Genomic DNA, 13,226 nt, shown 5'->3' with positions numbered 1-13,226 from the left:
GCTACTTGTACGAGTAGCTATTTTTGTAACCATGATTAAAATGGTATGCGCTTGCGTCGCTACCACCTACCGCATTCAGAATGATACTCATGTTTTGGAAGCGCTGTTCGCGGTAAAGCGTATTCAGCATTTTCAAACTTTGTAAGGGCGTTACGCCATGACGAATAACGAACAGTGTGCTATCGGCATACGGAGCAACGATTTGGGCGTCAGTCACTACGCCGACTGGCGGAGCATCCATGATGACATAGCGGAACTGTTGGCGTAACGACTGCAATAATTGCTTAATGGCCGGACCACTCAATAGTTCCGATGGATCTGGTGGTAGAGGACCACTCGGAATAAGGAAGTAGTTAGGATAACCTGGAATGGGTTTCAGAATTTCTCCTATAGTCGCTTCTCCGTTCAGGTAGTTACTCAACCCAATCGAGTTGTCAATGTTGAATGACTGGTGCAGACGAGGCATCCGCATGTCCATTTCTAAAATGACGGTCGGCTGGCGTAACAAAGCGAGACTGGCGCCTAGATTCAGTGACAGAAAGGATTTTCCTTCACCACTGATGCTGGACGTGAACAGCATCACCTGACTTTCCTCCGAATCATGTTTATCGATGTTGAGGTTCGTACGAATCGCCCGAATCTGTTCGGCAATAACCGACCGATTGTTTGGTGCTACCACTAACACGTCACGGTGCTTCTTGCTCATTACCTCTCCCATGATGGGCACCTGCGTAACTTCCTCGACATCGCCCCGACGCATCACCCGCGTATTCATGGCACGTTTACCGGCGATAGCTGCCGTTGGTACCAGCAGACCGACTAACCCAAACAGCGCGTAGATAACAATACCTACTGGCTTAACTGGGCTGATGCTACTCTTGGCGGCATCAATAGTGCGGCTATCCGATATCGTAGCAGCGAACGTAACCGCCATTTCTTCGCGCTTCTGCAACAGGTACGTGTACAGATTATTTTTGATGGTTTGCTGACGGGTAATATCCATCAGGGTACGCTCTTGCTTTGGAATCTTCCGGATGACGCTTTCCAGATTCTGGTTTTGAGCGACGTATTGCTGTTGCGAACGGCTGAGCATAGACTTCATGGTCTTGATGTTATGCTCAATGTTGTTCTTCGTATCCTTGATCTGGTTATCAATAATCTGGAGGTTTGGGTTTTCCTCCGACGTTGTTTGAATCAGTTCCTTACGCTTAAGCTCCAGCTGAGACAGCTTGTCGATCTGACCCAAAAGGGCCGGATCATTCAAACCAACCGTTGCGGGGGTACTACCCCGTTTATCAGACTTATCGTTGACAAACTCCTGTAGATCGTTGAGTGCCGCCAATTGAATGGTCACCTGATTGAGCTGCGCGTCGTTCTGTTGAGCGGTTTGCAGCATTGTCTGCGCTTGTGAGCTAAGATCCGTAATGCCCAGTGTAGACTTATACTGCTCTACGTTTCTCTCAACCGAGGACAGCTCACTCGATACCATATTCAGTCGGTTCTCGATGAACTTGAGCGTATTAGCAGTTACTTTGCTTTTATCGGCAATGGCCGCCTGGTTATATTCATTGATAAGGCTATTCAGAATGGCTTCCCCTTTCTGAGGTACGGGATCTTCGAGCGTAAGATGAATAACCGCAGATGTTTTGCTCGTTGGTTCTGCCTTCAGATTACCCAGGTACAAGCCAACAGCCGCAGCTTGTGGCATGACCTGCACCAGCATCGGTGCCGTTTCGGCGCTTATCGGCTTGCGGGTCATAACGCGCATAGTGCCCAGCGGTGTCTGGATGCGTTGGTTTAGCGGGTAAGTCTGGTTGTTGATCTGAATAGACTGGCTAGACGGAAAAGACACCTCAAGCATCTTCTTGTAGAGCTCGGGTTTGCCTGATTCAACGAGTAACCAAATTGGCGAATCGCCGTAAATCTCCCGTTTGCCGAAAGACGCTTTTCGGTAGTAGCGGGTATCCAGATGCAGGTTTGTCACCACCCGATCCATAAGCATTGACGAATGGATTACTTCCAGTTCATTTTCAACTGCCTTTTTGGGCGAGTACGTTTCCAGTTCTTTCAGTGGCGTATTATCTACTGTACCCCGCTTTTCGTCTTGAAGCATAAGACTAGCCTGGATACGGTAAATAGGCTGCTTGTAAAGCAGGTACGCATAAGCACCTGCCAGTGCCAGGGCTAGCGACAGCACGAACCACGGCCAGTGTCGGAAGTAAGGTAGTAAGTAGGTACGCAGGGGGGACTCCTGCGACTCGACTACCTGATAATTAGCGTACGAATGTGCCGATTTGGATGCCATATCAATTAAAAGTAACGTTCAGGGGTTGTGGTGGTTTCGTTAAGGGCGGGTTGCTATGATGGCAATAATTGATAAAATCCCCGTTATGATTGGGGCAAGTTGATAGGCTCTGTCTACGCTGGTAACACGCACCTTAGCTGGCTCAATATAAACCACATCGTTGGGGTGCAGCGTGTAATAAGGCGACCGAAAGGCGTCGCGTCGGGTCAGGTCAATGCGGGCAAAAACGCGCTGATTGCCCTGCTCCCGAATGATCAAGACGTTATCACGGCGGCCGTAAATCGTTAGATCACCTGCTAAGCCCAGCGCTTCAGGTAATGTGATCTGCTCGCTGGGGATCGTAAAGAGCGATGGCCGTGCTACTTCACCAAGTACCGAGATTCTGAAATTAAGATTTCGTACGTTGACAGTTGGTTCTTTCAGGTAAGACTTAAGCCGACTGCTGATTAACTCACCAGCTTTGGCGGTCGTAAGGTCGACTACTGTCAATTGGCCGATCAGAGGTAGTTTTATGGTACCATCTTGGCCAACTAAATAACCAGACGCCCTCGTTAGCTGATTGGTCGTGTTAGGGACTACGCTAGCTTCAGCCATGGCTGAAGGATTAAAATAGGTTGATGCTTCGGGATTGAGGCTACTAACCTGAACCGACAGCAAATCGCCTTTCTTAATGGTAGGAATAAATGGTTCCGGTATTGTCACCGTATCGTCGCGGGTGGTCGTTTCCTGAAAGTAGACTAATTTCTTAGCCGACGTACAGCCTCCTAGAGAACCCCCCAAAAGAACAATTGTTATTAAACCTACCCATGCGATTACACAGAAATTTTCTTTTTTCCTTGTCACGTTATGCATCATTAATCCCCTGGTGTGGTACTTCTGACTTAGCCTAAGCGCTTCAGAAAACCACTCAGACTTATTTACAATTGGTAATAGAAACCGTTTTTGGACAAAGTAGTCCTGTGAAATACATTTACAAGCTCCGATGAAACTGATAAAATGTACAATTAACCAGTAGTAATACTTACTGGTCACCAGCGTAGTGGACAACTGGCTATTTCTAAGAAAAGTGAAGCACGGTGGAGAGCAAGTTTTGCCAACAATTTGTTAGTTACCTGCCTTATAAATCACTCGAAGATAAAGAGGGGGCAATTCCAGTCAAAGACAATAAGGTCTATCTGAGTAATTTAGGAATTAAATCAAGTTTACATTTTAAGTCCTAATTGAGCTGCTATAGTATTTATTAGTTTAAATTAAGGTTTATTCGGTAACTATATAATTATAACGATTTTATAAATAATGAAAGGAAAGCTAGTAATACCTAATTAGAAATTTACTATGCCTATTTATTTAATGTGATGCTTATTTATGCTTATAAAACTTTTGTTAAAAATTAGAGTTGCATTATCTTTTAACGCGGTTGTAACGATCATATATTATATTGTTAAGTTAAATATTAGTTTTATCCTATTTGATAAGTTGGCAGCGATGCCATTTATACCAAGTCGTAAGCGAAATAACGATCACGTATAAATGATCTAAACACTCCTTACCAGGTGACCTAGTTACTTTCAGCGCCGTTGAAGTAGGATAATCTGATTTCGCAATGTTCCTTGCCGACGAAAATTATCATCTGCAACCAAAACAAGTGTTTGTTTCTGAGCATCCGCCCAAGCCATTGCCTCCAAGTTACAAACGATTCCGGGAAACTGAGTATTGAAATCGAAAGCCAGCTGTTTCTGTAACGTTTTGGCCGTTGTGTCCAAGGTAGCCAGGTACAATTTAGCTGTTACACGTTTTTGTGCGGCATCATAGCAGCGTTCTAATACTAGTAAACGCTGATCATCAACAGCGAGTATTTCCGAAATACCGCCTAACCGCTCTTCTCCCTGCGCGAACGGGCAACGATCAATTCTGTATTTGTACCGCTCGGCAATGGGATCAGCAACCTGTGGGTCCGCATATCGGATAAAGCTGATCGTGTCCTGATTTAGTTGCGTTTGGCCTTCCCAACCTGCTTCAGGGGCTACCCAAAGAGTGCCGGAAGGTGTCAATGCTATTCCTTCAAGTCCTTTGTTCGAACCAGGAAGAGGGATCTTTACCAATAACTGGCAATCGTCATTACCGATTGTTTTTCCGTAATGAAGCGAAGTTACAAATTCATGCTCGTCCGTCCAGAAATAAGTGCTGTCCTGGGCGTTGTAGCGGATGCTTTCAAACCAAAACGGGGTTTTTTGAGCAGCCTTAACACGGGCACCGTCACTTAAGTCTCCGATTTTATGGATGGATGTGAACGTAAAGTGCCAGCCTCTATCGCTGACAAAATGCCAATCACCAGTAGCGGGTATTATTTCAAGTCCGGAAATTCCTCGCAGACTATCCCGAACGAATGGCAGTGTGGTTGAATCTCCCTCGAATGTGAAGCGTATGCTTTGACCAAGCGTAAATGTATTGATGAAAAGCCAGCAAGAAATAAATAAGAGTGTTCTCATCGTCCGGAAAAGATACGCTAAAATAAGCTGGAATTAATTTGCGTCCACAGTCTGTAAGTTTTTTAAATGAATCGCTGCAAAGCAACAGGCTGCCGTCAATGAAGCGTAAAAAAAGAAAACCAGCTTCCATAGAAAAAGCCGGGCATCGTTGACGATTACCCGGCTTTCTGCAAAAAATTTGTGCTCCGCTTACTTAGTTAGCTTTTCTGTTACAACCCGTTCCAGGTATTCCCGAATAGGTTGAATCTTGATCTGGCTTAGTACATCCTGCGAGAAGGCGTAAAGAAGTAACGTTCTTGCTTCGTCTTTTGGAATACCCCGCGACCGCAGGTAAAACAGCGCTTCGTCGTTAAGCTGACCCGTCGTCGTGCCGTGAGAGCACTTCACGTCGTCGGCAAAAATTTCCAGCTGCGGTTTGGTGTTCATGGACGCTCCCAAAGACAACACCACGTTTTTACACGATTGGTAGGCATTGGTTTTCTGGGCATCGGGCCGTACGTAAATCTTACCGTTGAAGACCCCCGTACTATTGTCGTCAAGAATGCCTTTGTACAACTCACTGCTGTACGAATTAGGCATAGCGTGGTCAACAAGCGTGTGGTTGTCAATATGCTGACGCCCGTTCGGCATGTAAAGGCCGTACATAAACGCTTCGGCGTGCTGACCGTTGAGAACAATATTGAGATTGTTACGGATGAAGTTGCCATTGAGTGTGACGGTAGCCGAATAAAAATGACTACTGTCGGTCTGGCTTACCTGTGTTGTACCGATGTGGTAAGCTTTCTCACTCTCGTCCTGGACTTTGTAATACTGCATCCGCGCTTCACGGTCCAGCGCAATCTCCGTCACGACATTGACAAAGCTGGAACGATCGCCAAGCGTTCTGTACGATTCTGCTACGGTTACCTCTGCGTTCTCACCGACGATGATGAGGTTACGTGGTTGAGACGCGATATTCTGCTGTCGGGCATCCGTGACAAAGCGTAAAATGATAGGTTGCTCAACCGTCTTATTGGCAGGTACGTGAATCACGACACCATCGCTGGCCAAAGCCGTGTTGAGAGCCGTGAATGCGTTGTCCTGATAGTCGGCATAACGAGCGAAATGCGAACCTACCAGATCAGGGTTTGCTTTTGTCGCTTCTGCAAAACTTGTAATCTGTACCTGTTCTGAGGGGCTGATAATCCGCGAAAGTTCGGGTTGATAGCGACCATTGACAAAGTACAGAATATTACCATCCAGATTGGGTATTTCCAGCGGGACTAAGTCTTCTGTGGTGAGCGTAGTCGGACTTTCGAGGTCAAAAGCTTCCTTGAACAACCCACTAACGTTGGAATACTTCCATTCTTCGTGTCGAATGGTCGGAAAGCCCAACAGATCGAACTGGTTTAAAGCCGCCCGGCGAAGCTGGTGCAACGGGGTTTTGCTTTCTCCGTTCATGCGCTCTTCGTTGGTTCGAAAAGCGGCCAGGAGCTGATTTTTAAATTCGTTATATGATGCGTAAGAAGGATTCATATTCGGTTGGCAGTTAACGGCAAGCAGTAAATAGGTTAGGCTAACTGCCGACTCGTTACTGCTTGATGAGGACTATATTGCTTCGGCTTTGATCCAATCGTACCCTTTTTCTTCCAGCTCAAGAGCCAGTTCTTTGGGGCCCGACTTAACGATGCGGCCTTTGTACAATACGTGCACATAGTCTGGAACAATGTAGTCCAGTAAGCGCTGGTAGTGGGTAACAACGATAGTAGCCCGTTCCGGCGAACGGAGTTTGTTGACCCCATCAGCTACAATCCGCAAGGCGTCGATATCCAATCCCGAATCCGTCTCATCCAGAATAGCCAGCTTAGGTTCGAGCATGGCCATTTGGAAAATTTCGTTCCGCTTTTTTTCTCCTCCCGAAAAGCCTTCGTTTAGCGATCGGCTCAGGAGCGACTGGTCGATGTTGACGAGTTTCATCTTCTCTTTCATCAACTTCAGGAACTGCACCGCATCGAGTGGCTCCTGCCCCCGATACTTGCGAATCTCGTTCATGGCTGTTTTCAGAAAGTTGGTCGTACTCACACCCGGAATTTCGACCGGATACTGAAACGCCAAGAAAATTCCTTCTGCCGCCCGATCTTCAGGAGACATCTCCAGGAGATCTTTGCCATCAAACAACACACTACCGCCCGTTACTTCGTAGTCCTCACGACCTGCCAGAACGGATGCCAACGTGCTCTTACCAGCCCCGTTTGGACCCATAATTGCGTGGACTTCACCGGCATTAACTTGCAGGTCGAGACCTTTTAGTATTTGTTTGTCGCCAATAAAGGCTTGTAAATTGCTGATCGATAACATAATAGAAATAGAACGTGACGGCCAAATGAAGCCGCAAAGATAACAGATGAAACAGTATCTGACTTGTGAGGATAACAAAATCAGCTATCTAAAAGTTGATGTGGGCTCTGTTATTTGTCAAAACCGGCTAGCCTAGCAAAAGAGACCTTCTTAAAATCCCGTTTACGCCAGCGTAACTTGTTTCTAACCTCGGTCAAACGAAACGAAAAAGCAGGACTGGTGTAGTACAGTCCTGCTTTTCCATAATCTAAGTAAATGAGAAAAACTAAGGTAAATGAGAAAAACTAAGCCGCCGTTAGGGGCTATAGGTAGTCTACGATACGACGGCCAATGATGCCACTTTGCAGCTCCCGACGTAAAACCGCCCGGCGACGACGTGGGTGGGTTGATACGTACATAGCCCGCATCTTCAGCGAAAAGCTTGCAATCATATAAACCCCAAACAAACCTCCTAAAATCAGCAGGGATTGGGTATTTGTGATATTGCGGTGTAGCAGAAAAAACAGCAGGGTGTTTGCCAGTGATGCTCCGCAAAGTACAGCCGTAGCCTGAGCGTGAGAAAGACCATTATCCAGTAAGATATGGTGCATGTGGTTGCGGTCGGCGGAGAACGGTGAGCGACGTGCCAGAATGCGCACCAGAAACACGCGCAACGTATCAAATATGGGGACAATCAGAATAACGATGGCGATAATGGGCGCATTGAAGAAAGCTGTAGGTTCGAAGCGGTAAGAAGCGTTCAGATTGACAAAACGAACGGCGAAAAAAGCCAGCATGAAACCAATAATCAGGGAGCCTGTATTGCCCATGAAAATTTTACTGGTCTTCGAGAAGTTAAACCGCAAAAAGCCTAGCAGTGCTCCGGTCAGTGTAAAGGCTAAGCAAGCCATCGCGAAGTGGTTAGTCAGTAAAAACCACGCCCCAAATGTGCCGCTGGCAATGGTCGCAATACCACCCGCCAATCCATCAATACCGTCGATAAGGTTAATAGCATTGGTGAGCGCGATAAAAATGAAGCACGTCAACAGGATGCCAACAATTTCGGCGATGTGGTGGAAACCCATGATTCCGTACAGGTAATCGACGCGCAGATCGCCGAAAAAAATCAGAATCATTGCCGCCAGAATCTGGAATATAATTTTTTTGTTGGGATCGATCCCTACCAGATCATCCTTAATGCCAATGAAAAACAGGATAGTCATCCCCGCTACTGACAAATTTGTCCGGTATACATCCGTCTGGTCAATGCTAGGCCATAGGAAGTAAGCAATCAGAACGGCAGCGTAAATAGCGATACCGCCGAATGTTGGTGTAGGGGTGGAGTGTGCACGGCGTTCTCCCGGTTTTTCCATGAGCGATTTAAGCTCGGAAATCTTTATGACGACCGGAATCGATACGACAGATACAAAACAGGCTACTAGAAAAGAAAGAATGCACTGATACAAGCCGAGCTTGAACAGTTCATCGGTCATCTTATTCTGTAGGTAAGCAATTAATAGATCGAGATTCATAAGGCTTTTTAGTTAGGTGAATTACCACCGAGTGACCCTTTATTAGAGCAGTTTATCAGACAAAGCCCATTTATGTTAAAAGGTGTGGAGCGTTTTTTTGCACAAAACTAAGTGCAGAGGTACTTTAGGTTGGCGTAAAAATCTATTCTTTACGCAAAAGCACAAGTATAATTTGATCAAACGGTACGGCTACTACTTAACCGTAGTTGTCGGTATGGCTGGGGGTTTGGTAATGTATTGTTTTAGTTTGCGCAATGGTTTTAGCCATAAGGTGAAAAAATAAGGAGTCAATCCATTTAGTTCCCAGGCGATTCGGTCTTCCTGATTGGCCCGAATCCTGTTTTTAAGGCTGCTATTGCTAATACCACCCGCCCGCATAACAATCGTCACTTCGTCCATATAAGCCAGCTTGGCTTTGTTTTTGTGAATAAAGCGTAACATCAATTCGTAATCGGCGGCACTCTTCATGTCGAGTCGGAAAAGACCGTGTTTTTCGTACAACCATCGTTTGGCAAAGAATGACAGATGGCCGGGCATCCAGCCCCACAAAAAAGCATTGTCCCGATACCAGCCTGAACGCCAGTAACGCTTAAGCTTTTGACTATCAAGTCGGTCTACATAAATCATGTCGCCATAAACCGCATCGCTGTTTGTCCGGACAAACGTAGCAACCATGTTGTCAATAACCCGATCATGCCGGTAAAAATCATCCGCATTGAGCAAGCCAATCACGTCGCCGGTAGCCATGCCAATGCCTTTATTCATTGCATCATATAACCCTTTATCCGGTTCAGATACAAATTGAGCAATTTTTGTACCATAAGAGCGGATAATGTCAACAGTTCCATCTGTCGATTTTCCGTCTACAACGATATACTCTATATCTGTATATGTCTGGTTCAGGACTGATTCGATGCAATCCCGGATGTGTTCGGCTCCGTTGAAGACAACCGTAATGATAGATACTTTCACGCTGCAATGTCTCGTTTACGAACCCAGACCGCCGGGTTACCCTGATAGATTCCGTATTCTTCCAGCGAACGGGTAGCTACCGAATTAACCGCCAAAACCGAATGCGAATGACAACGTACCCCTGGGCAGACTACCGCTTTAGCACCGATCCAGACGCCGTCGTCAATTGTAATAGGTTGGCTTGTTAGATCAAAAGTGGATCGCCGATAATTATGGTTGCCTGTCAAAATAAGAGCACCTTGAGACAGGCAGCTATGATCGCCGATCACAACCTCGCTTAAATTGTCAATCCATACCTGTTCGCCAATCCAGACGTGATTGCCTACCCGCAGAAACCAAGGGTATTTGATGTTGACGGCAGGCTTGATAACTACGCCAACGCCTAATTTGGCCCCAAACAGTTTCAAGATAAATCGTTTGATGGCAATAGGAATAGGCAGGTATGTATTAAGCGTAACCGAGTTTACCAGAAACCATAAAATGATTTTCCAGCGCGGACCGGGCTTATACCAACTAATATCATAAACCGACAGATCCGTGCGGCCGACTGCCTTCTCAGGGTCGGTTGTTTGGGCTGAGGTCTTTGCCATAATGCGTTCTGAAAAATTCGATAATTGCCTGTTTGTCTCGTCCAGCGTGAAAATACACTTCGAACATTTTGGCGTCTACCAAGAAACGGTACCAAAGTCCTTGCAAAAAGTGCCAAACTAATCCTCGTCTTCCATCCAGAAACCCTAGTCGGACAAAGTACCGATAGAAAAAATACAAAAACGGTCTAGTAAACAAAGGTAATGACGCATATTGTATTTTTAGGTAACGGACTCGTTGTTCCTGCGAGCCAAATAATTTAGGTTCGACTCGTTGCGTCTTGTCGAAATTGTATTTAATGTTCAATAAATCAATGACTTCCCGGATGGCATAATTGTTATGTTTTTGTGTCCACCAGGTAAGGTTGTTCAGATTATGATCGACCAGATCGTGCTGAAACTGAATGGATTTACCTTGTGATAACTTAATGTGTTCGTCCATCCAGGTTTCCTCGCAGATACCTTGCTGACGGCGCCATAGCCTTAGCAACCAGATTGGATAGTAAGCACCGTGCCGTATCCATTTGTCGAAAAAAAGAACTCGTCGCTTAACGTATATACCCGACACATCATCTGATAACGTCGCCAGACGCTGGTTGATTTCAGCCGCTAATTCAGGTAGTACATACTCATCCGCATCCATCCGCATCAGCCAGGTCGTCTTAAACGGCGTATTATCAATGCCGTAGTTGAACTGCATCGCGTAATTAACCCAAGGGTTCTGTACAACAACTGCACCGAGCGAACGAGCAATTTCGACGGTTCGGTCGGTTGAAAACGAGTCGACAATAAATACTTTGTCGGTAAAGGGATGCAGGCTCTGCAAGCACCGGGCAATGTGTTTTTCCTCGTTATGCGTTAAAATTATGACTGATACGTCGGCCATGCCCAAGTAATACTCCTGTTAAAATCGCTTTATCAAAACAGCTTGTAATTCCGAAATCCGGTTATTTTTACAGAAGCGTTTACTCCTGATTTATGGTGCAATATTATCACTTTTTTTAGAGAGGAAAAAGTCAATGAAGTTACTCCACACCAGCTTGATATTGTTTTTATGCTATTTTACGGTCACAGCGCAAGTACGTTTCGACCAGATACCGCGAGACCTTCAGCTTTATCCGCGCAATGCCGCCGGCCAAGCCGATGTAACCGTTAGCGGTACCGTTACCAATACTGGCTACCAGAAAATTGGGATGCAGGTGCTGCGCGAAGGCCAGCTAATACAAGCTGTTAGCCAGACGCTTGTGTCGTCAGTCGCTAATGCGTCGTTTAAGTTGACGAGCACAATTAAAGCGGAACGGGCCGAATATGAATTCCGGGTTTTTACGTACAAGGGGATTGACTCTACGTTAGTAGCGGATCGGAAGCGTATTGTCTGCGGAGACGTTTATATCATTCACGGCCAATCGAATGCCTTGGCGCTGTCGGGTCTTGAAGAATATTATGCCTTTAATTTTGATGATAAATACCTGCGTAATGCCAGTTACGTTTATGGATCTACGGACATTCCGAACGATATGCGGTGGTACGGGGCCAAAGACCCGTATGGGAGCGTAGGTGGGTTCGGATTGACACTCCAGCGGCTAATTCTAGAGCAGTATGGCATACCAACGCTGGTCCTGAACGGGGCTTACGGCGGAACGGGAATTCTAGCGCTTTCGGCGAGGAATCCGGCCAATCATGCCGATTTAAGCACATTCTACGGACGATTACTTTTTCGGGCGAAGTGGGCTGGCGTTGATAAAAATGTAAAAGCCATTATCTGGAAGCAGGGCGAAGACGAGGCTGGTAATGAACCTGCCGGTTATGACGAGAAATTTAAAACGCTCTACAATCAGTTTCACGAAGACTATGGAAATGCCCGGCTGTACGTTGGCCAAATCAACATTCTGGCCGATAAAGTGGAAGGGGCGGCTGCTCTGCGAGACTTCCAGCGACGAACGAAATATTTGTTTTCTAACGTAGAATCGATTGCGACAATTGGCGGACGCGGTTATGATGGAATCCATTATGATCCGCTCGGACATCAGCAACTGGCTTATGAGCAGTTCCGGCAGATAGCGCGGGACTTTTATGGCTACAAAGACACCTTGCAGATTAACTCGCCGGATATTAAAAAAGTGTTCTATAACGCTCGTAAAGACTCCATTACGCTTGTGTTCGATAACGACATGCAGATGGTCTGGAAAGATACAGCCTATTACAACTTTGCAACCGGGCAGATGATTGGAAGTCGGGCGCTGAAAGATTACTTTTATCTGGACGGACAGGCTGGACTTCTTTCGGGGGGAACCACTAAAGGAAACCGAGTAGTCGTAAGCCTTAGACAGCCGTCGTCGGCTAAATCAATTCGGTACCTTCCCGCTTACTTTTCGGATGCCTTGTCCCCTTTTTACAACGGACCAACGCTTAAAAATTCGCGAGGAATGCGGGCGTTCAGCTTCGATGGCGTACCCATTGCGGACGCCATCTCGACCATAACGACCCTTGCTGCAAAACCGATTTCTGAAAAAGCTATCCAACTAAGCTGGACAACACCCCCAACGGCTCAGACACTAGTTCTGGAACGAAGCGATAGCACACGAGGTGGATTTAAGCGACTTATCACCTTTACTACGAACTCATCTGTCTTGCCAAGTTCATATACAGACGGCAGTTTGTCAAATCCGTTCGGCACGTACTATTATCGGCTCCGCGCGTACAGCAATACTTCGGAATCAGCATACAGTAACGAGGTTGTTTCGAAACCACTCGTCCTGGGTGTTGCAGAAGTGGAGCCTCCCGTACGACTCTATCCGAATCCATTGGCTGCTGACCGTACTTTGCACATCGAAGCGAAGAATATGACAATCACGTCGGTTGCTGTGCGGGATCTGATGGGGCGGCTGGTGAAAGACTGGCGCGGTAAGGCTTATGATGAGTTGTCAATTGGTTTGGAAGAAGCCGCTGCGGGTCTTTACATCGCCTATCTGGAAACGGCAGATGGACAACAGCTTAGCCACAAGATTATCGTTCGTTAAGAAAT

At 46.4% G+C, this 13,226-nt stretch carries 10 protein-coding genes; 1 reads left to right on the top strand and 9 read right to left on the bottom strand.

All coding sequences use genetic code 11. The annotated features are described in order from the left end of the window. Position 1 precedes the first annotated feature (1 nt). From M0L20_RS03765 to M0L20_RS03725, 9 genes are all read right to left on the bottom strand, one after another. Positions 2–2,305 carry a GumC family protein gene (locus M0L20_RS03765; RefSeq protein WP_232559524.1) on the bottom strand — a complete coding sequence of 768 codons (2,304 nt, stop codon included), beginning with the start codon at positions 2,303–2,305 and terminating at the stop codon, positions 2–4. 39 nt (positions 2,306–2,344) lie between these two features. Beyond that, positions 2,345–3,085, bottom strand: a complete 741-nt coding sequence (locus M0L20_RS03760) for a polysaccharide biosynthesis/export family protein (RefSeq protein WP_232559523.1) — start codon at positions 3,083–3,085, stop codon at positions 2,345–2,347. A 788-nt stretch (positions 3,086–3,873) separates the two neighbouring features. After that, positions 3,874–4,794, bottom strand: coding sequence for an esterase-like activity of phytase family protein (locus tag M0L20_RS03755; protein WP_248475795.1), 921 nt, complete (start codon positions 4,792–4,794; stop codon positions 3,874–3,876). A 189-nt stretch (positions 4,795–4,983) separates the two neighbouring features. Continuing rightward, positions 4,984–6,309: a Fe-S cluster assembly protein SufD gene (gene sufD / locus M0L20_RS03750; RefSeq protein WP_248475794.1), complete on the bottom strand. Its 1,326-nt coding sequence runs from the start codon at positions 6,307–6,309 to the stop codon at positions 4,984–4,986. Positions 6,310–6,381: 72 nt separating this feature from the next. Continuing rightward, positions 6,382–7,131 (bottom strand): Fe-S cluster assembly ATPase SufC, encoded by a 750-nt coding sequence (gene sufC / locus M0L20_RS03745; protein WP_232559520.1) that lies wholly within the window; start codon positions 7,129–7,131, stop codon positions 6,382–6,384. A 302-nt stretch (positions 7,132–7,433) separates the two neighbouring features. Further along, positions 7,434–8,642, bottom strand: a complete 1,209-nt coding sequence (locus M0L20_RS03740) for an MraY family glycosyltransferase (RefSeq protein WP_232559519.1) — start codon at positions 8,640–8,642, stop codon at positions 7,434–7,436. Positions 8,643–8,834: 192 nt separating this feature from the next. Then, positions 8,835–9,614 (bottom strand): glycosyltransferase family 2 protein, encoded by a 780-nt coding sequence (locus M0L20_RS03735; protein WP_248475793.1) that lies wholly within the window; start codon positions 9,612–9,614, stop codon positions 8,835–8,837. Continuing rightward, positions 9,611–10,204 (bottom strand): WcaF family extracellular polysaccharide biosynthesis acetyltransferase, encoded by a 594-nt coding sequence (locus M0L20_RS03730; RefSeq protein ID WP_232559517.1) that lies wholly within the window; start codon positions 10,202–10,204, stop codon positions 9,611–9,613. The genes M0L20_RS03735 and M0L20_RS03730 overlap by 4 nt, the downstream gene beginning before the upstream one ends. Then, positions 10,170–11,087: a glycosyltransferase family 2 protein gene (locus tag M0L20_RS03725; RefSeq protein WP_248475792.1), complete on the bottom strand. Its 918-nt coding sequence runs from the start codon at positions 11,085–11,087 to the stop codon at positions 10,170–10,172. The genes M0L20_RS03730 and M0L20_RS03725 overlap by 35 nt, the downstream gene beginning before the upstream one ends. Positions 11,088–11,220: 133 nt before the next feature. On the opposite strand from M0L20_RS03725, the gene M0L20_RS03720 reads away from it, so the two are divergent. Further along, positions 11,221–13,221, top strand: coding sequence for a sialate O-acetylesterase (locus M0L20_RS03720; protein ID WP_248475791.1), 2,001 nt, complete (start codon positions 11,221–11,223; stop codon positions 13,219–13,221). Positions 13,222–13,226 lie beyond the last annotated feature (5 nt).

The sequence above is a fragment of the Spirosoma liriopis genome (assembly GCF_023196085.1).
GTDB classification, from domain to species: Bacteria; Bacteroidota; Bacteroidia; order Cytophagales; family Spirosomataceae; genus Spirosoma; species Spirosoma oryzicola.
The sequence above is the reverse complement of the archived record's forward strand: the minus strand, read 5'-3'. Positions and strand labels throughout refer to the sequence as shown.

Bases quoted from the DNA above. Each gene is read 5' to 3' on its own strand.
- M0L20_RS03765 (WP_232559524.1), bottom strand. From the start codon at position 2,305: ATGGCATCCAAATCGGCACATTCGTACGCTAATTATCAGGTAGTCGAG.
- M0L20_RS03755 (WP_248475795.1), bottom strand. From the start codon at position 4,794: ATGAGAACACTCTTATTTATTTCTTGCTGGCTTTTCATCAATACATTT.
- sufD (WP_248475794.1), bottom strand. From the start codon at position 6,309: ATGAATCCTTCTTACGCATCATATAACGAATTTAAAAATCAGCTCCTG.
- sufC (WP_232559520.1), bottom strand. From the start codon at position 7,131: ATGTTATCGATCAGCAATTTACAAGCCTTTATTGGCGACAAACAAATA.
- M0L20_RS03740 (WP_232559519.1), bottom strand. From the start codon at position 8,642: ATGAATCTCGATCTATTAATTGCTTACCTACAGAATAAGATGACCGAT.
- M0L20_RS03730 (WP_232559517.1), bottom strand. From the start codon at position 10,204: ATGGCAAAGACCTCAGCCCAAACAACCGACCCTGAGAAGGCAGTCGGC.
- M0L20_RS03725 (WP_248475792.1), bottom strand. From the start codon at position 11,087: ATGGCCGACGTATCAGTCATAATTTTAACGCATAACGAGGAAAAACAC.
- M0L20_RS03720 (WP_248475791.1), top strand. From the start codon at position 11,221: ATGAAGTTACTCCACACCAGCTTGATATTGTTTTTATGCTATTTTACG.